Source organism: Synechococcus sp. GEYO (assembly GCF_900473955.1).
Taxonomy (GTDB): Bacteria; Cyanobacteriota; Cyanobacteriia; order PCC-6307; family Cyanobiaceae; genus Synechococcus_C.
On sequence record NZ_UCNL01000008.1, the window covers coordinates 296,588 to 318,779 of the forward strand.

General features: G+C 53.3%; 27 protein-coding genes. 15 read left to right on the top strand and 12 right to left on the bottom strand.

Annotation, left to right across the window (positions count from 1 at the left end):
- Window positions 1–49: 49 nt before the first annotated feature.
- The gene (gene aroB / locus DXY37_RS08735; RefSeq protein ID WP_115126270.1) at window positions 50–1,177 is read left to right on the top strand and encodes a 3-dehydroquinate synthase; all 1,128 of its coding nucleotides are present in this window, start codon (window positions 50–52) and stop codon (window positions 1,175–1,177) included.
- Here the strand turns inward: aroB and DXY37_RS08740 are convergent, their stop codons facing one another.
- Entirely contained in the window at window positions 1,178–2,401 is a 1,224-nt protein-coding gene (locus tag DXY37_RS08740; protein WP_244276993.1) for a class I SAM-dependent methyltransferase, read from the bottom strand.
- 47 nt (window positions 2,402–2,448) lie between these two features.
- On the opposite strand from DXY37_RS08740, the gene DXY37_RS08745 reads away from it, so the two are divergent.
- Complete coding sequence (locus tag DXY37_RS08745) at window positions 2,449–3,246, top strand: TPM domain-containing protein (RefSeq protein WP_370594390.1); 798 nt, start codon at window positions 2,449–2,451, stop codon at window positions 3,244–3,246.
- A gap of 21 nt (window positions 3,247–3,267) precedes the next feature.
- Here the strand turns inward: DXY37_RS08745 and DXY37_RS08750 are convergent, their stop codons facing one another.
- The 3 genes from DXY37_RS08750 to DXY37_RS08760 form a co-directional block, all read right to left on the bottom strand.
- Complete coding sequence (locus DXY37_RS08750) at window positions 3,268–4,005, bottom strand: glycoside hydrolase family 104 protein (RefSeq protein WP_115126272.1); 738 nt, start codon at window positions 4,003–4,005, stop codon at window positions 3,268–3,270.
- A gap of 248 nt (window positions 4,006–4,253) precedes the next feature.
- Window positions 4,254–5,348, bottom strand: coding sequence for a hypothetical protein (locus DXY37_RS08755; protein ID WP_115126273.1), 1,095 nt, complete (start codon window positions 5,346–5,348; stop codon window positions 4,254–4,256).
- Window positions 5,342–6,187 (bottom strand): TIGR04168 family protein, encoded by an 846-nt coding sequence (locus DXY37_RS08760; RefSeq protein WP_371638090.1) that lies wholly within the window; start codon window positions 6,185–6,187, stop codon window positions 5,342–5,344. The genes DXY37_RS08755 and DXY37_RS08760 overlap by 7 nt, the downstream gene beginning before the upstream one ends.
- Window positions 6,188–6,250: 63 nt before the next feature.
- On the opposite strand from DXY37_RS08760, the gene nadA reads away from it, so the two are divergent.
- From nadA to DXY37_RS08800, 8 genes are all read left to right on the top strand, one after another.
- On the top strand, window positions 6,251–7,183 hold the full coding sequence (gene nadA / locus DXY37_RS08765; protein ID WP_115126501.1) for a quinolinate synthase NadA: 933 nt from the start codon (window positions 6,251–6,253) through the stop codon (window positions 7,181–7,183).
- Between the two features lie 53 nt (window positions 7,184–7,236).
- Window positions 7,237–8,214 (top strand): ligase-associated DNA damage response exonuclease, encoded by a 978-nt coding sequence (locus tag DXY37_RS08770; protein ID WP_115126274.1) that lies wholly within the window; start codon window positions 7,237–7,239, stop codon window positions 8,212–8,214.
- A gap of 28 nt (window positions 8,215–8,242) precedes the next feature.
- The gene (locus tag DXY37_RS08775) at window positions 8,243–8,593 is read left to right on the top strand and encodes a DNA ligase (protein ID WP_244276995.1); all 351 of its coding nucleotides are present in this window, start codon (window positions 8,243–8,245) and stop codon (window positions 8,591–8,593) included.
- A gap of 24 nt (window positions 8,594–8,617) precedes the next feature.
- A complete protein-coding gene (locus DXY37_RS08780; protein ID WP_115126276.1) occupies window positions 8,618–10,327 on the top strand; it encodes an ATP-dependent DNA ligase in 1,710 nt (569 codons plus the stop codon).
- A gap of 56 nt (window positions 10,328–10,383) precedes the next feature.
- Window positions 10,384–12,822, top strand: a complete 2,439-nt coding sequence (locus DXY37_RS08785; protein ID WP_115126502.1) for a ligase-associated DNA damage response DEXH box helicase — start codon at window positions 10,384–10,386, stop codon at window positions 12,820–12,822.
- Between the two features lie 269 nt (window positions 12,823–13,091).
- The gene (locus DXY37_RS08790; protein ID WP_115126503.1) at window positions 13,092–13,364 is read left to right on the top strand and encodes a DUF3764 family protein; all 273 of its coding nucleotides are present in this window, start codon (window positions 13,092–13,094) and stop codon (window positions 13,362–13,364) included.
- 191 nt (window positions 13,365–13,555) lie between these two features.
- Entirely contained in the window at window positions 13,556–13,822 is a 267-nt protein-coding gene (locus DXY37_RS08795; RefSeq protein ID WP_115126277.1) for a hypothetical protein, read from the top strand.
- 505 nt (window positions 13,823–14,327) lie between these two features.
- Complete coding sequence (locus DXY37_RS08800) at window positions 14,328–14,507, top strand: hypothetical protein (RefSeq protein WP_115126278.1); 180 nt, start codon at window positions 14,328–14,330, stop codon at window positions 14,505–14,507.
- A 25-nt stretch (window positions 14,508–14,532) separates the two neighbouring features.
- Here DXY37_RS08800 and DXY37_RS08805 read toward each other — a convergent pair whose 3' ends face one another.
- The gene (locus DXY37_RS08805; RefSeq protein WP_115126279.1) at window positions 14,533–14,853 is read right to left on the bottom strand and encodes a hypothetical protein; all 321 of its coding nucleotides are present in this window, start codon (window positions 14,851–14,853) and stop codon (window positions 14,533–14,535) included.
- Window positions 14,854–15,077: 224 nt separating this feature from the next.
- Between DXY37_RS08805 and DXY37_RS08810 the strand changes: the two genes are divergently transcribed.
- Window positions 15,078–15,359, top strand: coding sequence for a hypothetical protein (locus DXY37_RS08810; protein ID WP_136975581.1), 282 nt, complete (start codon window positions 15,078–15,080; stop codon window positions 15,357–15,359).
- A gap of 47 nt (window positions 15,360–15,406) precedes the next feature.
- Here the strand turns inward: DXY37_RS08810 and DXY37_RS08815 are convergent, their stop codons facing one another.
- Both DXY37_RS08815 and DXY37_RS08820 read right to left on the bottom strand, forming a co-directional pair.
- Entirely contained in the window at window positions 15,407–15,640 is a 234-nt protein-coding gene (locus DXY37_RS08815; RefSeq protein WP_067094872.1) for a hypothetical protein, read from the bottom strand.
- A gap of 55 nt (window positions 15,641–15,695) precedes the next feature.
- On the bottom strand, window positions 15,696–16,808 hold the full coding sequence (locus DXY37_RS08820; protein ID WP_244276997.1) for a DUF819 family protein: 1,113 nt from the start codon (window positions 16,806–16,808) through the stop codon (window positions 15,696–15,698).
- A gap of 77 nt (window positions 16,809–16,885) precedes the next feature.
- Here DXY37_RS08820 and DXY37_RS08825 point away from each other — a divergent pair, with 77 nt between their 5' ends.
- The gene (locus tag DXY37_RS08825; RefSeq protein WP_115126281.1) at window positions 16,886–17,587 is read left to right on the top strand and encodes a DUF1543 domain-containing protein; all 702 of its coding nucleotides are present in this window, start codon (window positions 16,886–16,888) and stop codon (window positions 17,585–17,587) included.
- Here the strand turns inward: DXY37_RS08825 and DXY37_RS08830 are convergent.
- The gene (locus DXY37_RS08830) at window positions 17,494–18,195 is read right to left on the bottom strand and encodes a triacylglycerol lipase (RefSeq protein ID WP_115126282.1); all 702 of its coding nucleotides are present in this window, start codon (window positions 18,193–18,195) and stop codon (window positions 17,494–17,496) included. The two genes, DXY37_RS08825 and DXY37_RS08830, sit on opposite strands and share 94 nt — an antisense overlap.
- A gap of 53 nt (window positions 18,196–18,248) precedes the next feature.
- On the opposite strand from DXY37_RS08830, the gene DXY37_RS08835 reads away from it, so the two are divergent.
- A complete protein-coding gene (locus DXY37_RS08835) occupies window positions 18,249–18,719 on the top strand; it encodes a DUF427 domain-containing protein (protein WP_115126283.1) in 471 nt (156 codons plus the stop codon).
- 55 nt (window positions 18,720–18,774) lie between these two features.
- Here the strand turns inward: DXY37_RS08835 and DXY37_RS08840 are convergent, their stop codons facing one another.
- A complete protein-coding gene (locus tag DXY37_RS08840) occupies window positions 18,775–19,284 on the bottom strand; it encodes a hypothetical protein (protein WP_115126284.1) in 510 nt (169 codons plus the stop codon).
- Between the two features lie 506 nt (window positions 19,285–19,790).
- Between DXY37_RS08840 and DXY37_RS08845 the strand changes: the two genes are divergently transcribed.
- Entirely contained in the window at window positions 19,791–20,309 is a 519-nt protein-coding gene (locus DXY37_RS08845) for a PAP/fibrillin family protein (RefSeq protein WP_115126285.1), read from the top strand.
- 375 nt (window positions 20,310–20,684) lie between these two features.
- Here the strand turns inward: DXY37_RS08845 and DXY37_RS08850 are convergent, their stop codons facing one another.
- The 3 genes from DXY37_RS08850 to DXY37_RS08855 form a co-directional block, all read right to left on the bottom strand.
- On the bottom strand, window positions 20,685–20,972 hold the full coding sequence (locus DXY37_RS08850) for a hypothetical protein (protein WP_115126286.1): 288 nt from the start codon (window positions 20,970–20,972) through the stop codon (window positions 20,685–20,687).
- Between the two features lie 217 nt (window positions 20,973–21,189).
- Window positions 21,190–21,435, bottom strand: coding sequence for a DUF4175 domain-containing protein (locus DXY37_RS13085; RefSeq protein WP_136975582.1), 246 nt, complete (start codon window positions 21,433–21,435; stop codon window positions 21,190–21,192).
- A gap of 30 nt (window positions 21,436–21,465) precedes the next feature.
- The gene (locus tag DXY37_RS08855; protein WP_170951824.1) at window positions 21,466–21,729 is read right to left on the bottom strand and encodes a hypothetical protein; all 264 of its coding nucleotides are present in this window, start codon (window positions 21,727–21,729) and stop codon (window positions 21,466–21,468) included.
- A gap of 121 nt (window positions 21,730–21,850) precedes the next feature.
- On the opposite strand from DXY37_RS08855, the gene DXY37_RS08860 reads away from it, so the two are divergent.
- Window positions 21,851–22,168: a DUF3104 domain-containing protein gene (locus DXY37_RS08860; RefSeq protein WP_115126287.1), complete on the top strand. Its 318-nt coding sequence runs from the start codon at window positions 21,851–21,853 to the stop codon at window positions 22,166–22,168.
- Window positions 22,169–22,192 lie beyond the last annotated feature (24 nt).

Sequence of the window (22,192 nt, forward strand, 5' to 3'; positions counted from 1 at the left end):
AAGGTCAGTCGATGGAATCCCCCGCGGATCGCAACCGCAGCATCAGCCCATGAGCACAGTGCAGGCAGCTGACTTGCAGGAACGCACAACAATCACGGTGTCCCTGGAGCGCAATCCCTACGACGTGATCATCGGCCGTTCGATGGTGAAAGAAATCGGTTCTGCGCTGGCTGATCTACCCATTCGGTCAGGGACCAAAATTCTTGTGGTCAGCAATCCTGACGTCGCCAGGCCATATGGCGACAGCTGCCTGAGCGGACTCAGAGCGGCAGGCTTCAACCCCGTGCTACTGGAAATCGATGCGGGTGAAGAACGAAAAACCCTGCAAACACTGAGCTTGATCCTCGACAAGGCACAGCAGGAGGGTCTTGAACGCACCTCCCTGATGCTGGCGCTGGGAGGTGGCGTTGTCGGTGACATGACGGGCTTTGCAGCGGCATGCTGGCTGCGCGGCATTGGCATCGTCCAAGTCCCGACCACTCTTCTCTCGATGGTCGATGCCTCCATCGGTGGCAAGACCGGTGTGAACCATCCAAAGGGAAAGAATCTGATCGGAGCCTTCCACCAGCCACGAATGGTGGTGATTGATCCTTTGACATTGAACACGCTCCCTGTGAGGGAATTCCGCGCTGGCATGGCGGAGGTGATCAAATACGGAGTGATCGGAGACCCCGACCTCTTCAGCCGTCTTGAAGAAGCTTCAGACCTCTCCGATCCCGCAGCTATGGATCCGACCTTGCTGCACGACATCCTTGTGCTTTCCGCGGAAGCCAAAGCTGCCGTTGTCGCCGATGATGAACGAGAAGGAGGCCGGCGCGCAATCCTCAATTACGGCCACACCTTTGGACATGTGGTGGAGACCCTGACGGGATATGGAACCTGGCTGCATGGCGAAGCCGTGGCGATCGGCATGGCGGCAGTTGGTCGCCTCGCCGTCCAGAAAGGTCTCTGGAGCGAAGCTGATCAACAGCGCCAGCTGAAACTCATCGAGAAGGCCGGTTTACCCGTGGCCTGGCCGACCCTTGATCGGGAGGCTGCACTGCGGACCCTGCAAGGCGATAAAAAGGTCCGTCATGGGCGACTGCGTTTCGTTCTGCCGACCCAGATCGGCAACGTGATCATCAGTGACGAAATCAGCAACGAGGATGTCAGTCGCTGCCTTGCATCTCTCAACTGATCAGCTCGGTTCACGCGGAATCGGTTCCCGCAGAAAACGACTGTCGAGAACTCCGTTGTCCGCTGCAGTTGGCGTGTTGCGAAGAAAGGCGAACCAACGCAGCTCACCAAGACAACTGGGGTCGACAAGTCTCAGCAGGGCTTCCCTTCTACGCAGCGCTTCCGCTAACTGATCAGCGGGCATTTGCTGCAATGCGGTCAGTCGCTCTGCCAGACCCAAGGCAAGCAATGCTTCTCCTTGACGGCACTGTCCGGCAAACAACCAGCCTGCCTCGGAGGCCGCACCCACAACGGACTCCAGGCATAGGTGGGCAGTGATGTCTTGAGAACCCGCATCACGCAAAACATCCGTTGAAGCCTGTTGGCGTTTGTAGGCGAGCAGGGTTCCATCGCACCGGCGCGGAGCGTAATAGCGGCTCGACTCCAAGGCGTAATCGACCACCAGCAACATGCCATCGCTCATGGCTGCATATGCCTGCTGCATCCAAGGAGCAACGGAGTGATGCCATTCCGTGGCCCATCCATCCAACGCCCCCCTTGGCGGAAGCTCCAAGGCATCACGATCCGCCTGCTTTTGGATCTGAGCCTCCAGCAGTGGAGGCAAAGGATCCTCATCCCATCGGAGCAGGGGCGCAGATCCATCAACGGCCTCAAGAGTGACCATCTGCCGCCGAAGGGAGCCTCCCCTCAGGATGAGGCGCTCGACCGGCAGAGCATCAAGCAACTCATGGGCAAGCATGATGCCGTTGACCGGTTCAGCGGCGAGCTCCTGCAACCCAACCCAGCGGCAGGGAATCTGGCCCACTGACTCGAGCCGCGCTCTCTGGCGCTGCTGCATCCCGGGGTTGATTTCGACAAGAACACACTCCAGACGCGGCAGCCATTCAGCTGCAGAAGCTTGAAGAAGTGGGATCAACTGAGCGATGAGATCCCCCTCCCCTGGCCCCACATCCACGATCGAAAGCCGGCCTTCCGGATGGCGAACGGCCAGCAACTCCAGCCATTCGATCAGCTGATGAATCAACAGGCCTGAGAAATCCTCACCGAGGGATGGAGAAGTAACGAAATCGCCAGACGTGCCCACATGCAGTTGACCACTGCCATAGGCGCCGTGATCAGGGTCATGCAGGGCCCACTCCATGAAGGTGGAGAAGGGCACCCGCTGGCCATGCTGCTGCAATCGCTCCCGCAGCCATTCGGGGCAGGGCACATCAAAGGCCTTCATGTGGTGAGAATGGCGTGCACTCGCTCTAAATCATGGGTGTCCAAGCAATGATGCGTGGCCTGAAGGCCCTGCTGAGCCTGTCGGTGCTGCTGCTGATGGTCGCAGCGCCTGCTGGGGCCATTGATAATCCCGATCTGCTCCCAGACCATCCGACCCCAGTGATCGATCTTGCGAAGGCCCTGAGCCAGACGCAGCGCCAGTCACTGGAAACATCTCTCGACGCCTTTGAGCAACGCAGCGGCTGGAAGCTGAGAGTGCTGACCCAATACGAGCGCACTCCAGGATTGGCAGTGAAGGAATTCTGGGGACTGGACGAACGCAGCCTGCTGCTGGTAGCGGATCCGCGTGGGGGCAATCTGCTCAACTTCAATGTGGGCGATGCCCTGTTTGCGCTGATGCCGCGCACCTGGTGGGTTGAACTGCAAACCCGCTACGGCAATCAGTTCTATGTGAAGGATCACGGAGAAGACGGCGCCATCCTGGCGGCACTGGATGCCGTTGAACTGTGCCTGGACCGTGGCGGATGCCAGGTTGTGCCAGGCCTGCCGACGGAACAGTGGCTCTGGACGCTCAGCACCTCAATCCTGGGTGGCCTGATTGCGGGATTCGCGGCCTATCCACGCAAAGAGGGTGAACTGATCGCTTGGGGCTGGCTTTTATTGCTGTCACCTCTTTGGGTGATGCTCTTTGGCGTGTTCGGAGTAGCACCCGTGGTCACACGCACCAGTGAACTACTGCCGTTGATCCGCAACGGAATGGGCTTCATGGCTGGAGGGATTGGTGCCTATCTGATCGCCGGAGCGACGGTCGGACGGAAATTGAACGAATCCAGCGAAGAGGGCTGAGTCAAGCGGGATGCTTCAGCGCTACTTGCATGAAAATGCAGGACCTAGGCAATCTGAAGCATCAACCTTGGTTGGAGTGGAACTCTGAGCAGAAAGAGCTGAACGCCGCTCGTCGCGAATCTTGCGCAATTGAGCCAGATTCACGTTGAAGAATCCCTGGAGATTGGTGAAACGCTTCACAGGTTGTCCGTAATAGCTTCTGCCGCGAAGGGTGGGGAACGATGCCCATTCAGGAGCCAACAATGCCGCGAGTTGAGGTGTCATCACACCGTTGTCAGTCAGACGAAGCGCTTTGCGACGTTGAATCAGAAATAGAGCTCCTTGATCCTGAACTTCTGGGCCGAACCCTCGAACGCCTAGACGGCGTTTGACCATGTCCCAGGTGAATGGCATGAACTGGTAAGCACCAGCAGCAGCACTTGCATAACGAGAGGAATAGATCACACGGTTGGGATGACGATCCATCGATGGCATCAAACCGCCACCAAACATGACGCGATAGCCAAGATCGTGACCACCCTTCCAGGTGCCTTCAGCGAAGCGGATGGTGTTGAGCATCGCGCGACGCTCAGGGGTAATGACGTAGGGGAGTGCTGAAGTTTCAGCATCCTCCTCCAGCATCACCAACCTGGAACGGGAACTTTCCAGGGCCGGAAGAGCTGCGCGAACTGCAGGAGCCGGGAGAATGGTGATCAGCGAAACAACACTTGCAACAGCGCCTGGAATGCAACGACAGGCGGTGAAAGCAAGGGAAGTCATACAAATCGATCAAGGAACAAAATCAAGCTCTAAAGACACCTAGGAAGTGAATTTGTGAGCTAAATCGTGGGATTCAATGAATCCAGTGCTTGAAAACACGGGCAAACTGTGTCGAACCGATGCCACTGATCACAGAGGGTTTGTGACAGGCGGAGGATCGTCATGCAAGCTGCTTTTGTCAGGACAAGCTCAAAAGTCCAGAGACAGAAATGCTTTGAAGCGCAGATAAGCTGAATTGATCGTAAAAATCAGCCTTGCTTAACAGTGTTGATTGCAACCAAGCGAATCGCTTCAGCGGCTTGAGTTGCGCCGCCAGCGCTCAGGGGCGAACCAGCAGCAGGCTCCAGAGGCTGATCCAGTTTCCACTCCCCGGATTCCAGCGACTGTCGACTGAGAATCCTGTGGTCCGAATGTGATCGCAAACCGTCCATCAGCACAGACGCCTCAGCAAATCCCTGGCGTTCCACCACGTGAAGTGCGACACCGCAGCTCATCGCCTCACAAAAACTGCTGAATCCTGGCTTGCCCAGAAGTCGCTCACAGAACGGCATCACATCCAGAAACCTGATCGTTTCGGGCAACAGCAGCACATTCGCGATCTGACCAAGCTGCTCGAGCTGCCTGGAATCCTTGGGTGCAGGCATCAGGAATAGATGTTGAGGCCAGCGTTTGAAAAGGTCGCTTTGAAGCGAGTATCCGAGTCCACCAAACCCCACCAACACCTTGGTTCGACCATCAGCGCGAAGACGCCTCTCCAGATCGAGTGGAAGCGCCTCCGGATCTGCTGACACAAGCCCCAGCGCCTGTTCCGGTAGCGACCAGTTCATGGGCAAGGACAACGGGCAGCGCAACAGCAGCGCCCCGCTTTGATAAGCCGCTGTGGCCTGATTGGCCCAATCCACAAAAGCGCCGCCTAATGGCGCATAAATCTCATCCCAGCCAAAATTCCCCATCCAAACCAATGGAGCGTCAAGCTGACGAGCTAGCTGGGCTGCTGCAGGCGGAATATCAGCGAGAACAACACACTGGCTGTCCTGCTCGCGAATCCAGTCAACCTCTCGTTGCACCAGCTGAGGAAGCGCGTTCTCGAGTTGCTGAAGTGCCTGCAGGGTGGCCTGCTGATCCACGCCCAAGGCATCGGCCTGAAGCATGCCCACATCCCAGCGAACTGTTCTTCTGCTGACCGGCACATGGCGAAGCACTAGAGCGAGGAAGGTCTCATCCACGCTGGAACTGATCACCAGCTGCCAATCCGGCTGGAGTCGATGCAACTGAATCAGAACAGCTGCCTGACGCGCGGCATGGCCATAGCCATGCGTACTCACGCACACGTAAATCAGCATGACGCCTGCCGTTTGATGGCTTGGCGCAACAGAGTCTGCTCATAGATCAGTTCACCACTGGGGCGGTACCAACGGTGACTCACCAACGATGGTTCAGTGCCTAGAAACTCCACCCATGTGAGGTGATGCAGCGGCTGGCCTGATTCATCCACACCAACTCTTGGCACGCATGCCGCATTCACAAAGCAAGTGCCTCGACGATCGCGGTGAAATGTGATCCGTTCACCGCGTCGTCCTTTGAGCTGATGGTGCATGTGGCCAAACACCACAAGGTCAGCCGGACGAGTTCGCTGCATGCGGTCCAGAGCCATTGCTAGATCACGATCGCCCCAGTCGATATGGGGCTGCTTCCAATCACGACCGCAGGGGCTGTCCGCAGCTGACCCCAGCCCCGTCGGACCTGAATGAGCCAGCACGATCAAAGGCCAGTGCTCAGGGGCCTGCATGGCCGCATCAACGATCCAGTCGGCCGACTGTGTTTCTGTGATTGGCCCGAACACCGCTTGCACCGCCTGAGACAGGTGAAATCCACCTCCTGCACTGCATGGACGGGCACCAACCACCGCCAGCGCAGGCTGGCTCCATGCTCTCAATTGCCATGGACAGTGCCGGGCTCCCAGCATCGTGATTTGCCGTTGCAGCAGATCTCCGCTTCTGTCGCGTCCACGGTCATGATTTCCAAGCAGGACCGCCACAGGCAGCGACAGCTGGGTGATGCTCTTGACCAGGCGCAGGTCTCCATCGCTGAGATCCCCCACAAAAAGGAGTGCATCCGGTTGCAGTCGCTCAATCAGATCCACATCCCCTGTCCCCCAGTCACCATGGAGGTCTCCGGCAATGGCAACACGGAGTGATGTCAGAACGACTTCTAGGCTGGTCCCATCCTGCCCCAGATGGCCCCGATGAGCTCTGACACCGCACTCGTCGCGGCGATCAACCAGCTCCGCCAGGAACGCAATGCCGTAATCCTGGCGCACTATTACCAGGAGCCCGAAATTCAAGACATCGCCGATTTCATCGGTGACTCGCTTGAGCTGTCGAGAAAGGCTGCCAACACTGATGCCGATGTGATCGTGTTCTGCGGGGTGCACTTCATGGCGGAGACCGCCAAGATCCTCAGCCCTGAAAAAATTGTGGTGCTGCCTGATATCGATGCAGGCTGCTCACTGGCCGACGACTGCCCTGCCGATGAATTCGCCAGCTTTCGCGAAAGCCATCCGGACCATCTGGTGGTGAGCTACATCAATTGCACGGCGGCAGTGAAGGCCCAAAGCGATCTGATCTGCACAAGCAGCAATGCCGTGGATCTGGTGAAACAGCTGCCGGAGGAGCAACCCGTGCTCTTTGCTCCCGACCGCAATCTTGGACGTTGGGTGGAACGCCAGAGCGGACGCGAACTCACGCTCTGGCCTGGACGTTGTTTTGTGCATGAAACCTTCAGTGAAGAAGCACTGATCAAGCTGAAACTGGATCATCCAGACGCTGAAGTGATCGCCCATCCGGAATGCCAGGAAAATCTGCTGGATCTTGCCGATTTCATCGGATCCACAAGCAAACTGCTGGTTCACTCCGAAACCAGCGACTGCGACACGTTCATCGTTGTCACAGAGCCTGGGATCCTGCATCAGATGAAGCAGCGGGTCCCCGAGAAGACATTGCTTGATGTTCCTGGTCTCGATGGCTGCAGCTGTAATGCCTGTCCATACATGCGTATGAACAGCCTGGAAAAACTGCGCGACTGTCTTGAGACACTCTCACCGCAGATCACCATGGAGGAGTCGATTCGTTCCAAGGCTGAAGCGCCGATCCGACGCATGCTCGAAATGAGCAAGTGACGCCCTCATGAGCCTGAGACACGCCAGCAGCTCAGGCTTGCCAAAGTTGATGGATGAACGTTCTCGAGCGAACCGACAGCGGTCTGTATTGCAGAGCTGCAGACGCCTGGATCGATCCCTCACGGCCGGTGTCGAGAGCCTTGATCACTCACGCCCACGCTGATCACGCCAGACCTGGATGCGGCGAATACTGGGCTGTGGATATCAGTGAAGGTGTGCTGAGACAACGCCTGGGCCGAGACATCACTCTGCATTCCATGCCTTATCGCCAAGAGTTCTGGCTCAATCAGGCCTGTTTGTCGTTCCATAGCGCTGGCCACGTCTTGGGCTCAGCTCAAATTCGCTTGATGGTTGAGGATCAGGTCTGGGTGGTGACCGGTGATTACAAACGCTGCTCTGACCCGAGCTGCGAACCGTTTGAGGTGGTGCCCTGCGACGTGCTCATCACCGAAGCCACATTCGGGTTGCCGATTTATGCATGGGATACCGGGAAACAAGTGGCAACGGAGATCCGAGACTGGTGGCATGGAGACCGCGAGCGACCCTCGCTGTTGTTCTGTTACTCGTTCGGCAAAGCTCAGCGTCTGCTAGCCGAGCTGAAAGCCATCGGAGTGGAAGAGGAAGTGCTTCTCCATGGTGCCGTTGAAACCGTCACGCGCCACTATCGCGAGGCAGGTGTGGCGATGACGGCGAGTCGGCCTGTGAGCGAGCTTCCCCGCAAGGACTCCCTGGCAGGAAGACTGATCCTTGCGCCGCCTTCCGCCCATCGTTCAGCCTGGATGAGGCGGTTCCGCTCGCCACAGACAGCCTTTGCATCCGGGTGGATGGCAGTGAGGGGAGCCCGGCGGAGGCGTGGCTATGAACGAGGCTTCGTGCTGAGTGACCATGCCGATTGGAATGGGTTGGTCAGCACGGTGCTGAACACTGGAGCTGCATCTGTCTATGTGACCCACGGCCAGAGCGATGTGCTGGCGCGCTTTCTGCGCGAGAGACACGGTCTTGATGCCAAACCGCTTGATCAGCTCAACTGAACTAACCTCAAGCACCTTCTCTGGAACCATGGCGACCCGTAGCTCTACCTTGACCGGCCTCATGGTTTTGATCGCTGCGACCGCTGGACCGGCACTCGCCCAGCAAACCACGATCACCATTGAGCAGATCAACACCGTGGTGTTCCCTGCTGATGGTGAAACAGCGGCAAAGGCCATCTGCGAGGGTCTGGCTAACGGCGCACTGACCCGGGATCAGGTTGGGAGCGATCTGGCCCGACTTCAGGGAGCTTTGCGTGAAGTGGCCGACGCTGGAGACGCAACCAGCTATGTCAAGGCATTCAACAGTGCGACAGCTGGAATCAACGGATGCAATGTTCAGGTGACAGGTCCAAATGAGGACAATCGCTGGAATTACTGAGAAGACGCCTAGAACAGCTTTGGCATGGATGCATTCGCGGCTCTGATCGAGGATCTGGACCAGAGCACAGGAACGAAACGCAAGATTGATTTGATCGCAGTGCATCTGCAGCAAGCAAATGCCCACGACGCCGCGTGGACGGTATTACTGCTGATGGGAGAACGGCGCAAACGGTTGATCACCGGTCGCCGGTTGCGCGACATTCTTCAGCAGGCGAGTGCGATGCCTGACTGGCTCTTCGACGACTGTCAGAGCCACGTCGGAGATTCAGCAGAAACTCTCTCACTGCTCTGGCCACAACTCAAACACGACATTGGCGGCCACATCCACAACCCCGATGTGACGATCTGGATCAATCAACTCAATCATTCACCGCCGATGCACTGGTGGATGGAACAACTGTTGCCGGCCGTGGCGGCGATGGAAGCTGAGGAGCAAAGCATCGCGGTGCTCGCGATCTGGGAAGCCTTGCCTCACGACCGCCTGTTCCTGTTCAACAAATTGCTAACGGGTGGCTTTCGTATTGGTGTTGCCCGCGGACTTGTCGTGAAAGCGATCGCGACAGGATTCAACTTGGAGGAGGCTTTGGTTCTCGAGCGTCTGATGGCGCCAGCCGATGCCTCTGAACATTGGTTTCGTGCACTGACGGCTACCGCCAGTGAAGAACGCGGCAACAGAGGGCCCGTTCCCTACCCCTTTTTTCTGGCCAGCCCACTCAAACCGGAGACCATCGAGGACACCGCACCCTCCGATTGGTGGGTTGAACATAAATGGGATGGCATCCGTGGACAGCTGATTCAACGCGAGAGCGGAACATACCTGTGGAGTCGTGGTGAAGAACTGATCAACGAACAATTCCCAGAACTGATCGAGATGGCGTTAGCGATACCGACCGATACGGTGCTTGATGGCGAAGTGATCTGTTGGGCGGAATCGGAGCAACAACCAAGACCCTTTAGCGACCTGCAGCGACGACTCGGCCGAAAAAATGTCGGCCGAAAACTGCGGCTCGAGTGTCCTGTGAGTTTCGTGGCCTATGACCTGCTGGAACGAAATGGACAAGATCTGCGCTCAGCTCCACTTCAGCAACGACTTGAACAACTGAGCGCTGTTCAAAAACGCATGGATGCCAATACGGCGGGGATGCGTTGCCGACTCAGCAGCGGACAACAACTTGAGCATTGGGATCAGCTGAATCGACTCCGCCAAGAGGCTGTGGAACAGGGTGCCGAAGGGGTGATGCTCAAGCATCTGCAGTCCCCCTATCTGAGCGGTCGTAAGCGTGGGCATTGGTGGAAACACAAGCGCGATCCGATGACCCTGGATGCGGTGCTGATCTATGCACAGGCAGGCCGCGGGCGTCGCGCCAACCTCTTCACCGATTACACCTTCGCACTCTGGGAGACACAGACGGAGTCAACAAGCAACCCTCAGCTGGTGACATTCGCCAAGGCCTATTCCGGTTTAAACGACGCCGAAATCCTCGAGCTGGATCGATGGATTCGCAGTCACACCCGGGAACGGTTCGGTCCAACCCGCTCGGTGGAGCCTGAATTGGTCTTTGAGATTGGCTTTGAAGGCATCCAGACATCCAGACGGCACAAGTGCGGCCTCGCCGTTCGTTTTCCCAGGATTCTGCGATGGCGAAGTGACCGCACGGCGGACAGCGCCAACACCATCGAAGATGCTCGAACGCTCTGCGATCGAGTGGTGAAGCGAACGTCGTCATTGTGAAACAGACGTCTCACAACCAGCGCGCTCGCCCTGAGTGCAACGCTGATCCGCAGCGGATTCTCTCGCCGATCAACGACTGGTTTCAACATCAGGGATGGTCGCCGCTTCCCTTTCAGAAGCGGACATGGGAAGCACACCTGCAGGGTTTGAGTGGTCTGATCCAGGTCCCTACCGGGTCAGGAAAAACTTACGCCGCGGTGATGGGACCGATCGCGCAGATGCTGGCGTCAGCTAATGAGCAAGCAGGGATCCGCCTGCTCTACATCACGCCACTCAGGGCTTTAGGGCGTGACTTAGCCGTGGCGCTACAGCAACCGATTGAGGCGATGGGCTGGCCCCTGCGAGTTGGGATCCGCAATGGAGATACCCCAAGTGCTGAAAGGAGTCGCCAGATCAAAAAACCTCCTGAAATTCTGATCACCACGCCGGAATCATTGTGCGTTCTGCTGGCGAGTCGCCATTGCGAAGCACTGTTCAAGACGCTTGAAACTGTCGTTCTTGATGAATGGCATGAGCTGATCGGAAGCAAACGCGGTATCCAGGCGGAGCTCGCTCTCAGCTGGTTACGGCAACAGCGCCCACAACTCCAAACATGGGCGATCAGCGCGACGATCGGGAATCTTGAAGAATCAGCTCGGCATGCCCTTGGCGAGGGGTGTGAGCCGTGCTTGATCACGGGAGCTCCCAAGCGGGGACTCGATGTCACGAGCATCCTTCCCGACAGTATTGATGGATTCCCTTGGGGTGGTCACCTCGGGCTGAGGCGATACGAAGATCTCATCGGGCAGCTCGAACCCTGCACCAGCACGCTGTTGTTCACCAACACGCGCAACCAGGCTGAACGCTGGTTTCAGTGCCTGCGCTACGCCTGCCCAGAAATGGAGGGCTTACTGGCACTGCATCACAGCGCTCTTGATCGCAGTGAAAGAGAAGCCATTGAAGCTGCTGTAAAAGCGGGGTCGATGCTCTGGGTGGTCTGCACAAGCTCACTCGATCTTGGAGTGGACTTTCAACCTGTGGAGCGAGTTGTTCAGATCGGATCACCGAAAAATCTGGCACGACTGCTGCAACGCGCAGGACGCTCAGCACACTTACCCGGCGGAACATCCAAGGTGCTGTTCATGCCCACCAATGCCCTGGAATTACTCGAACTGAGTGCCGTTCGCCGAGGCTTGGAGAACGGAATGGTGGAAGAACGACGCCCCCCCAACCAACCTCTCGACGTGCTGCTGCAACACCTCACGACCCTGGCTTGCGGGCCCGGGTTCAGACCTGTCGAAACGCTCGAGTCCATTCGCAGCACGAGCACCTACAGAACACTCGAACAGGGGCGTTGGGATTGGTGTTTGCGATTTCTTGAGCATGGAGGGGATTGCCTCGGTGCATACCCCCGCTACAGAAAACTGGACAGCACAGATGACGGACGTTTTGTGGTGCGTGACAACGCAATCGCCAGACTGCATCGATTGAACATCGGCACGATCACATCAGCTCCAGCGATCCGAGTGCGTTTCGTGCGGGGATCTGTTCTGGGACACGTCGAAGAAAACTTCATCAGCCAACTCAAACAGAAAGACGTGTTCTTTTTTGCAGGACGTCAGCTGGAATTCGTGAGGCTTCGCGACATGACGGCCTACGTGAAAACTACAACCAGAAAAAGCACTGCAGTTCCAGCCTGGGCTGGAGGACAGATGTCGCTGTCCGATCTGTTAACCCATCACCTGCGTGAAGAAGTGGCGCGCGCTGGACGTGGAGAACTGGACAACGCTGAGCTCAAGGCATTGGAACCACTGTTTGAACGGCAGATGGATCTGTCAACCTTGCCATCGAGTGATCAACTGCTGATTGAGACCTGTCGAACCCGAGAAGGAATGCATTTGTATGCGTACCCGTTTGAGGGTCGCTTTGTGCATGAGGGTCTGGGTTTCCTCTGGGCAACACGACTCACAAGGCAGCATCGCGGCACGATCACGGTTTCAGTCAACGACTACGGATTTGAACTGCTGGCACCAAAGGGATACCCCATGGATGACCTGCTGGAAGAACATCTCGATGATCTTCTCAATGACAGCAATCTGGAAACTGATCTTGAGCAAGCTCTCAATCTCTCCGAACTCTGTCGACGACGATTTCGCAGCATCGCCCAGGTTGCCGGGCTGCTTGTCCAAGGATTCCCAGGAAAGAACAAAAGCGCGGGACAGCTGCAGATCAGCGGATCATTGCTGTGGGAGGTGTTCAGCAAACATGAACCAGGCAATCTTCTCCTGAAACAAGCGCAACAAGAAGTGCTGCAGGAGCAACTTGAACTGTCACGCCTACGTAGTGCACTGAAAAGAATGCAACGTGGAGAAACACTGCACTGCCCTACGCCTCGACCAACACCACTCGCTTTTCCACTACTGGTGGAAAGACTGAACAATCGCATGAGTAATGAATCCGTCCTAGAGCGGATTCAGAGAATGCAAAGGGAAGCGCTAAATCAGGAAGGATTTTAACCCATCTATCGAACAGGTGTCGGCCAAATCATGACATTAGAATTAGTTATTTCTATCTCAAGCACTCTCGGCTTAACCTGCACGAACAAGTGTAGATGGTAAATTAATCTCAACAGATCATTCTTCACTTCAAATAAACCTGTGCCTCAGCAAATAATACTGAAAGAACTGGGGCAAAACGTATCGGTTAGCGCAAAGAGACCGTCACATAGATTGCTGTACAAACCAAGGATTAAGTGCAACAATCAAAAATATTGGAGCTCAAAATCATGGAAACCACGGTCTGGACATTCAACCTGAGCGTTCCATTCTCAGAGTGGGCCAAAATCTATGACAGCGATGACGTCACCCAAATGCATGCCTCAGTAGGAATCAAATCACTGTTTAGAGGAGTTTCCAAGGACGACGCATCGAAGGTCTGCGCGATTCAGCAAGCACCCATTGGGGTGGCACAAAAGATCTTTGAAGAGAACAAAGAGATGATCCGGGGGGCTGGACATATCATCGAAAGCACTGTCATCACAGCCTATTCAGAGCAATGAACTAACCAGAGGAGCTCAGCAGTATCGGCAGACCCGATCCACTCATAAAGCGGGGGTCCTTCGATCCTCGAAACTCTGCTGCAGAAATGAAACTCAACGGCCATGTCTTAGTAACCACCGTCATCACACAGCAGATCGGCCAACAAGTATAATACTTTAATTGTATTACTAATGAACTCAAGGAGTCAACTATGGATTTTCACATTGTGATTCTTAATGAGTTCATCGCAAGCTATCCTGAAGTTACCTGGGGGAAGTGGAAAGACTATGTGAGGGAACAGATGATCAGCCAAGGAGATCACTGGTCAGAGGCGACATTGTCTGGAAACGACGTCTGGGATTGTATAGACAAACATAAAATCAATCCTCTTCATCTCGTTCAGTGGAAACCAGTCGAAGATACTCTTTACAAAGTCAGCCTTCCTGATCACCCACACCCATTTGATCACCCGTTATGAGAATATAGTGATCAAGTCATCACAACAGAGTGGCAAGGCCTGGTGTATTCCAATGGATGAAAAGAGATTATAGTTGATTTACATGTATAACAACAGCCTCACTCTCCAATTACCGATCACCAATAAATGCTATATGTAACGAGACAGCCTGAGAGGCTCGTAGCAATTGATCACTGAGTTACAAATGACCTTCGCGTCGACAACAGTTTTAACAAAATTATCATCTCAAGCCAAGTCGATAACTCCTAGGTTGAAAACTGCAGTAGAAGCAATGTGAACAGACGCAAGGCACCCTATTTCCCTCTAAGCAACCAATATTTTTACCTTGCTTTTTCAGTCGTTTTATCATTCCTGTTTGGCTGGTCACTGGAAGTTCACCTGTTATCAGCCAGTGGTTTCATCAACTAAGAATGAGTTTAAACGAGAAATTTATCTTTCAAATTGCCTAAAGGGCTGAGACAATAGAGATTGATTATAGACTTATTAAGACAGCCTTGGCTTGGGAATGAAAGAACTGCAACCCTACCGAGTCGAAGAGTTAAATCCATTTCAGGAATGGCATTTGCATGGATCTACTATTGAAATGGAGGAGGCACTCAACTGGGCAAAATCTCTTAGCAAGCAGATCAATCGATCTGTCCGCGTGCTCGATCCAGCAGGCAATATCATTGCGATGCTGAGATAAAGAATAAGGAACAATGAGAAGAGAATCAGTTTGTTTGAGATTGCGTAGCAACAACATGGATTTCTTCTGCCAGCTTTTTGATGGCCGCCAAAGTCTCTCGATCAGTCTGAGCCTGCTGCTCGGCAATATCACCTTGAATATTCTGACCAACAATAATGATCGAAAGCAAGACCAGCTGCAGAAATGTCTCAGCGATCCAAGAAACAATTTCCAAAGGATCTTCTGACGACAGGGCTTCTGGTAATGAGATCAGTGCTAGCAAGGCAAAGAAGTAAGCACAGGTCATTGTGCCTACCTTCTCTGTAACAAACAAAGCAATTTGTTTATTGAGGTCTCGGATCTGCATTTCAGGCAATGATCTAATACATGTACTTTAAGCCTGCAGCCCAATCGAAATTAGGTTCACTCATCATCGTTCAAGAAGGTGTGACTTCCTGTCGTAAAAATATCCTTCCAAGGTTTCAACCAGGCATGGCTGATCAGATTAGGTAGCAAGTAGTACGCCGAATACGAATCTGATGCAATAAGCCCTTGGATTGCGTCAGAATGACGCACAAGCCGTTGAAGGCCATGACCATTAGCGCAAAAGAAACCCACCAAGCAATTTTGAAGCTCATATCAGTTCTTGCTGGACCCGCCTATCTGCAGAGTGATCAAAACAAGCCACTCAACTTACAAATCGAGCTTTGTATGGAACGCATCAAGGCAGAAGCCTCAGAAGGAGTTGCCTTGATCGATGCCTGTGCCCCACATGGAAGAACAATGCTCAGCCAAGCGCAAAAAAAATTAGATGCTTTAGCGGAGCTATCAGTCTTGCATCAATTGGCCATGGAGAGGTTTGACGTCAATTAGGTCCAGATTGGACGTCGTGAAGTGACTTGCGGATACCCGACCGAGCTTCAGCGTTGGCGCTTGAAGGTGTAGCAGCCACCGTGATAGCCGGTGAAAGGTTGGGCATAGGTGACCAGTTCCCAGCCTTGAGCACCCAGTTCATTCATCAGCTCCACCAGGCTCACCTGCTGAGGGTGGTTTCTGGAGATCAACGGCTTGTCATCCAGCCAGAGCTCCTCAATTTCTCCAGTCCAGCTCTTGCCACGGGGAACAAAGCGAAGCTGTGTGTATTCCCAGGCCATTAATGCTCGATGAGTCGATGGACTCTAAGGCCATGAGGTGAAGATCTGTCCTCTCTTAGGCAATCAGCCCATTGAGCGAGGCTGACACCGCCAGACCGACGTAAGTACCAAGCAAATATCCCAGGAGCCCGATTGCGACTGACGGCAAAACGAGATTGGGTCTCTCAAGGCTTCCTGCGAGAGCCAGAGCAGTGCTTGGCCCACCCACTGCAGCCTGAGAGGCAACCAGACATTCAGCCAAAGGCCAGCGAAACAAGCGTCGTGCTTGAAGCACAACAATGGCCTGAACAAGAACCACCAGTCCTGCGTAGAGCAGCACTGGCAGGCCGTCACCAAAGAGATCTACAAGACTTGAACTGAGTCCAATCACAGCGAAAAAGGGTTGGATCAAGACCAGACCAAGCCCATAGCAAGCACTCCGAGAATCCGATCGGGGTAACTGGGCAGCAATCAACGCGACCGTTGTCAGCACAAGGATTGATGGGACATCAATCCCCAACAAACGCAAGAAACCGACCATACGGTCGGAGATCAACAAAACCGCACCCCCCCAGAGAAGGCCGAACAACACCTCTCGCAATGAAGGCATCACAAACGCGTTGGTTGGGGTTGAAGCTGAACTCTTAAGCACTGGAGTGTCAGTCGCTCTGTGCTGCCGACCACCACGGCCGATCAGCAGGCTGACGACAAACCATGCCGTGAATGCAACGTGATCTGCCGCCGTGGCAATCAACAGTAGAGAAGGAGGTATTTCAAGACTTCTGGCAACGGAAACGAAGTTCAGACTTCCGCCGGTGAACGTGGCACCAAACAGACCTGCCAGTGAAATCCAAGACTGTCCAAGCCATCCTGATAGCAATAGACCAACCAACAAAACAGCCACCAAAGTTCCAGCTACAGCTGCGATGAAAGGCAACAACAAGCGACGTGCATCAGGCAGCACGCTGCGGAGCTCAACCGCCAGCAACAGTTCTGCAATGGCGAAAGAGGTCAACGGTCCGTTCACCCACGACACAGCGGATGGTTCTGGAGTCCAGCTGGTCACATTGGCCAGTAGCAGACCGAGGATCAGGATCACCATGGTCGACCCGAACTTGCGAGCCAAGCTGTTCACCTGAGCGAGCCACCAGCCGAGACCTGTCAGTCCTAGAACCAGAACCAGTGACATAAGCGGAAGGGGCGCAATCATGACGATCAGCCGGTTGCTGATTTCAAAAGCATGACTGAACGCATCAGCATGAAGCGATGAGCACCACCCCAAACTTGTTTCTCGTCGTTTTGGGCGGACGTACCGCGACCAGCCATATCGAATTGCATGACGTGCGCTGGGTGGTGGGAACAAGCATTGAAGACACGATCCCGACCCTGAAGCAACAATGGTTTGGGCTACAGAGTGGCCTTCACATCGACAGCTACAAGGCCATTCAATATGTGGATGGCTACGCCATTGAGCTGATCAAACAGCGAAAGGACAGCAAAGGGCATCTTGAGGCGTCATCAACAGCAATAAAGGATCAACTGTGGTTCATCAATCTCGGTGGTTACGACCGAGATTCACTGCAGGAGTTGCACCAATTCGGCCTTGTAGTGGCTCCCAGCAAGCAAGCAGCCAAAGCACGTGCACGTCGGCGATGGCTTGGCAGTGCTTTACAAGTCCATAAAGATGACCTGTACAGCCTCGAGCGCTTTGGCACGGTTGATGACTGCTTACCCATCTTCAATGTCGAAGACTGGCAAATCCATCTGAAGGCGGAACCAGGCAGACCTGAGGCAGAACTCACGCCGGACTGGTTTGGTTATTGGCGGATTGACGGTCGACAGCCCAAACCCCATCCCGAAGAGCTGCACGAATTTCACACCGCAGCAAACCGCCACCAAGCCTCGAGCCTTGCAGGAGAGAAATACGTAGTGGAGCCAAACAGTCCGCCATGGGCAGTGTCGGATTGAACCAGATGACGAGCACCACAAAGCAAGGCGGAGTCGATTGGCACCAAGCCATCACCGCTGACATCAACAGATCCGGAAATACCGCGATAGCTGCCTTTGGCACTGCGCCGACTGAAGACAGAAGCAGTCGTGCTATTCAGGTTGAGCTCACCAGCGATCGCCACATAATCAACGCCAGGCTCGTGGCATCCAGGGCAGCTCCGATCAACCATGGCCCTGAGAGGAGTTGCGCGAATCGCTTGGTGCGGACTACCCAGGCTGATCAAACGATCACATCGAGATGCACCGCCATAGGTACGACCTTGAAACGGTTGATCACTGAGATAAAGCCTGAGCATCACCCCCCCGGAGCTATGACCAATCAAGGTCACACGTTCCGTGGGTGACGTCGACTGAAGAAGCTGCACATGCTGATCAACCCGATCTAACACTCGTCGCCAACCGAAGCCCCAGCTCGTGAGAAGCCAGTCATAGCGGCTTACTGGGACAACCTTCGCGTCGGTCACACCCTGCTTGATCAGCCAATCAGCCATCGGTTGGTAAACCTCCTCGGTGATCAGAAAACCTCCGAGAATCACCACCGGCTGATGTGGATCAACAGATGCCATAGCTTCGATCACACTGAAACAACGCCATCATCTCCGCAGAGCAGAGCCATTCAATGACAACGGAAAAAGTTGCTGACTATCCCCGACCACCAAGGCTGGAGGTCAGCCCTGATCATGTTTTGGTGCGGGTCGGTGGAGACGTTCTCTTTGATGGCATTGGATGCATGCGAGTACTGGAGACCTTTCATCCACCGACGTACTACCTTCCACCTGCTAGCACCAACCAAAAGCTGTTAATTCCCGCAGCTGGACGTAGCTTTTGTGAGTGGAAAGGTGTAGCTGATTATTTCGATGTCATGGTTGGAGAACATCGTATTCACCGTGCTGTATGGCGATACTCTTCTCCCACGGAGTCTTTTCAAGCCATTGCGGGTTGGTTCGCCCTCTATCCAGGTTTGATGGATGGATGTTGGCTCAATGGTGAACAAGTAACTGCTCAGCCAGGAGGTTTCTACGGAGGCTGGATTAGCTCGGCAGTTGAAGGCCCCTTCAAGGGAGATCCAGACCATCCAGAACTAATTTGATCAAGATTATTGATCAACGATAGATCGAGGTCTAAATATCTAATAGATCAGCCTATTATGTATCAATCATCCATTGCATCTTAACTTGTTCGTAAAGTTGACGCTGCCTAGATGTTGTCACCAGGGTATCGAGGCACAGCTTGTATCCAGACTGAGGATGACAGAAAATTTTCTGCGATGTTTCGGCAATCCACTCAATGAACCTCGAAGCACCAGTTTCAGGTAACTTTAGAGTCTCAAGATAGTTTTCTGACTCAAAACTCTCAATTTTGTACAGACTTTGACGATAGTCCGAAAGCTGGAAGAGGAGAAACTGTTCACCCAACCAACAATCTTTGAGCGACAGAGATGAGCGCGCAGCACATATTTCAGGGTCAGCAGAAGTGAGATATCTGAGCCTGCCAAGAAATGAGCTTGATTGCAAGTGATCAACTTGACCCAAAGCGCAATAGCCAATCATGATCAAGGTTGGATCATGATTGATTTCTGCCACATAAAGTGCTGCATTCACGTCGCCATCATCAATGGCATCCCCAAGCCAGTTAACGATCGAAGGAATACCCACATCAAAAAAGTCAACGGTATTAGGCTACAAACAAGTTAAAGATTTAATCGTTCAATTGAGCCCCCTATCGGTACCTTTTGTCTACAGTTAAAGGTAATTGATGGGTCTTCTCCCACAAAATGAGAATAAAAAAGACAGCTCACCTTGTCATTCAATGGCTTGCCTCAAGACATACGAAGAAGACTATGGAACAGAGCAAGAGGGTTGCTGTTTCCGCAAAAGATGATTTCAAGAATAACGTCTTTGGTGAACATCATGGCCAGCATCATTGTTCTAGTCGCTAGGCACAAACACTACTCCCCCTAGCCATTCTGGACCCGTCCCAGCGACAGGTTTCCTCAGATCAGCAAAAATTGGCGATCCGAAAGCAAATGTGGCCTAAGCGGCGAGACAGTTGGTGTTCGTTTCGAAGGCGGAAAGAAATTCGCTGCAGCCTAACTTGGGATTAATTATTATCAAAGATGATTGACTACAGACCACATCTAAAAATTAATCAAACATGACCCATGAATGAACTCATTCGACGATTAAAAGAACAGCCGGACGATGGCAGCATCCCCGATCTCGTCGTAGCGGCTGAAGCCAATTCAGACGTTGATCTCAGCAGGGATTTGGCACTTCTCAAGGGTGTCTGGGAACTTCGCTGGAGCAGTGCAACTCAGCCCTGGCTGAAGCAAGTGAACTGGTTAGAGAACATTCAGATTCTTGACCCAGTGAATTCACGGGGGATGAATCTCCTACGCCTTTCCGGTCCTCTGGGGGAGGTAGCAGCTGTGACGGTTGAGGCTGAGATAAGCACTGGTGGTGCAAATCGTGTTGGAGTCCGATTTCGCAAAGGTGGCTGGAGAGGCCCGGCCTTGCCGGGTGGACGACGGCTCGAATTGTTCAAAACCGTGAATCAGTCTTTCCCAGCGTGGCTCGACATCACCGCACTGACGAACGAGCTGCGTATCTGCCGGGGCAATGCTGGAACGACATTCGCCCTTCTCAAGAGGCACGACATGGCTGTCTCCGACTTCTTTTAGGAGCTTTCAGCTGAACAGCATGAGTTTTGCAGAACAGATGGGGAAGGTCTCTGCCGAGGTTTGAGGAGATCACTTGAGCAGCTGAAATCAACTAGATTGACCACTGCAAAAGTCAATCAATGATTCCAGAACCCCACGAGCTGTTCGATATTGACAAGGGCTCAGACAAATTATTTCTGATTGGGACTTCCTGGATCGTGCTCTTTTTGTTTCTCTTGTGAGAAAAATCGGTTGATCTGCTGAGTCGATTCTTACTCTCTCAAAAGAGCTCTCCATCATGGCTGACTGACCAGCAAGTGTTGGAGCCGCCAAAGGCATAAAGGCATAATTTGTACCCGCCTTTGGCAATCTGCACTTGACGCTTATGATCCGCAGCTAAAAAGAAAAATTGCAATCGTGATCTTGAAAAGTTTGATTAAAACTCTCCATTTCCAATTTATATCCCTTGGCGAAAACATCAAACTGATACGAAGTCTGATTTTCAAACCATAATTTGTATTTAGCCAAAATCTCATCGCCTTCAGGTTTAGCGAGATTACCTTTCAGCGATTCAAAGCACATATAATTCGCCACTCTTGCGCCATAACCCAAAGAAAAAAGGCTGATCCCGTCACCGCTTTCTGCAATTAAATCCTCTGCCAATGGAGGGAGGATCTGAGCCACTGCCGACGAAGTCACCGATGTTGAAACTATTAAAACAATAGCTAGGGCATTGACTTTCCCAGGGATAATTTGATGACATACAAGGGTCATAGCCTCTAACTCAATTATTCAGGCATGCAACGAGCACAGTAGGGCAGCATATCAAGGTTGCTCGCTTATATAAGCATTCCATAAAATGCATACGAGCAAAATCACCAATCACCAAAATCAGAATATTTCAATCCTCTAAATAAACTTTTACCCTGAGCTTGAAAACTCTCTTGTATGGAAAGACAATCCAAAATCTCCAAAGCCCCCATGCCAACAACCAACCAAAGCCACCTGCAATCAGGCCAACCAAAAAGGAATAACCAACCAAAAAGTGTCCGGTATATTCCAGGTGGAATAAAGCAACAAGAAACGCTGAACAAACAGCCACTAAATAAGTAGGTATTTTAGGATGAAGTTGACGTTGCTCACTCATGATGTCGCACTTCGTTCTTCTTCATTGAGATCATCTTGGGTCCGTTGGCACAAGCTTCCATTCAGCATCTTCAGGAATCACAGGACCAACGTTGATATCTGCAGGTTCTTCAAATACCACACGCCAATCAGCCACACGGCAGGCAACATAATCACCTCTCTCGATGCGGATGCCTCCAAGGATCGACGGTGCTCCATAGAAACCACTGATCCACTCCGACTCGACCCCTAAACCTCCCCTAAACCAGACCCAACAGCGACAGTTGGGTTGTGTAGTGGATTGCTTGGCTGCCACATGGGCTCCCTATATGCATGAAAGATAGGCGTTGCAAGCCAATCAAATCTGTTGCTTTCTAGTGGCTTCGCTTGCATGCCAACACCAAGATGGGTAGAACGCTTGTACCAGAAACGAGGTTATGAGCAGTGACCATGAAGCGACGGTTTCCTCAACACGCGTAAGCCTTCATGCACCAGGCTTCCTGGCTGTCAGACCTGGAAACTTCGTCATCATCAGAGCTCAACAACAGATTGCTAAGCCCATTCGCGATGACTGGTGGATGGGACAAATCCTCTGGTGTGAAGGAGACGTCCGTGAAACCAGAGTCAACGCTCTGCTGCAGGTAGCCAATGTTGACGACGGAGCTTTGCACTGGGTTAAGGCGAAAGCGGTGTCTCATGTGGTTCACGCACTCGATGGCATTGGCGATGAACAGAGATTCGACGACGCCTTTTAGCCACAAACAAAAGATCGTTTCCAC

Excerpts from the sequence above, each read along its gene's own strand:
- aroB (WP_115126270.1), top strand. The coding sequence starts at position 50 with ATGAGCACAGTGCAGGCAGCTGACTTGCAGGAACGCACAACAATCACG.
- DXY37_RS08755 (WP_115126273.1), bottom strand. The coding sequence starts at position 5,348 with ATGCTGATTTACGTGTGCGTGAGTACGCATGGCTATGGCCATGCCGCG.
- DXY37_RS08780 (WP_115126276.1), top strand. The coding sequence starts at position 8,618 with ATGGATGCATTCGCGGCTCTGATCGAGGATCTGGACCAGAGCACAGGA.
- DXY37_RS08770 (WP_115126274.1), top strand. The coding sequence starts at position 7,237 with ATGAACGTTCTCGAGCGAACCGACAGCGGTCTGTATTGCAGAGCTGCA.
- DXY37_RS08815 (WP_067094872.1), bottom strand. The coding sequence starts at position 15,640 with ATGGCCTGGGAATACACACAGCTTCGCTTTGTTCCCCGTGGCAAGAGC.
- DXY37_RS08810 (WP_136975581.1), top strand. The coding sequence starts at position 15,078 with ATGACCATTAGCGCAAAAGAAACCCACCAAGCAATTTTGAAGCTCATA.
- DXY37_RS08745 (WP_370594390.1), top strand. The coding sequence starts at position 2,449 with ATGATGCGTGGCCTGAAGGCCCTGCTGAGCCTGTCGGTGCTGCTGCTG.
- DXY37_RS08835 (WP_115126283.1), top strand. The coding sequence starts at position 18,249 with ATGACAACGGAAAAAGTTGCTGACTATCCCCGACCACCAAGGCTGGAG.
- DXY37_RS08825 (WP_115126281.1), top strand. The coding sequence starts at position 16,886 with ATGAGCACCACCCCAAACTTGTTTCTCGTCGTTTTGGGCGGACGTACC.
- DXY37_RS08860 (WP_115126287.1), top strand. The coding sequence starts at position 21,851 with ATGAGCAGTGACCATGAAGCGACGGTTTCCTCAACACGCGTAAGCCTT.
- DXY37_RS08830 (WP_115126282.1), bottom strand. The coding sequence starts at position 18,195 with ATGGCATCTGTTGATCCACATCAGCCGGTGGTGATTCTCGGAGGTTTT.
- DXY37_RS08790 (WP_115126503.1), top strand. The coding sequence starts at position 13,092 with ATGGAAACCACGGTCTGGACATTCAACCTGAGCGTTCCATTCTCAGAG.
- nadA (WP_115126501.1), top strand. The coding sequence starts at position 6,251 with ATGAGCTCTGACACCGCACTCGTCGCGGCGATCAACCAGCTCCGCCAG.
- DXY37_RS08775 (WP_244276995.1), top strand. The coding sequence starts at position 8,243 with ATGGCGACCCGTAGCTCTACCTTGACCGGCCTCATGGTTTTGATCGCT.
- DXY37_RS08800 (WP_115126278.1), top strand. The coding sequence starts at position 14,328 with ATGAAAGAACTGCAACCCTACCGAGTCGAAGAGTTAAATCCATTTCAG.
- DXY37_RS08740 (WP_244276993.1), bottom strand. The coding sequence starts at position 2,401 with ATGAAGGCCTTTGATGTGCCCTGCCCCGAATGGCTGCGGGAGCGATTG.
- DXY37_RS08820 (WP_244276997.1), bottom strand. The coding sequence starts at position 16,808 with ATGTCACTGGTTCTGGTTCTAGGACTGACAGGTCTCGGCTGGTGGCTC.
- DXY37_RS08750 (WP_115126272.1), bottom strand. The coding sequence starts at position 4,005 with ATGACTTCCCTTGCTTTCACCGCCTGTCGTTGCATTCCAGGCGCTGTT.
- DXY37_RS13085 (WP_136975582.1), bottom strand. The coding sequence starts at position 21,435 with ATGAGTGAGCAACGTCAACTTCATCCTAAAATACCTACTTATTTAGTG.
- DXY37_RS08795 (WP_115126277.1), top strand. The coding sequence starts at position 13,556 with ATGGATTTTCACATTGTGATTCTTAATGAGTTCATCGCAAGCTATCCT.
- DXY37_RS08845 (WP_115126285.1), top strand. The coding sequence starts at position 19,791 with ATGAATGAACTCATTCGACGATTAAAAGAACAGCCGGACGATGGCAGC.
- DXY37_RS08805 (WP_115126279.1), bottom strand. The coding sequence starts at position 14,853 with ATGCAGATCCGAGACCTCAATAAACAAATTGCTTTGTTTGTTACAGAG.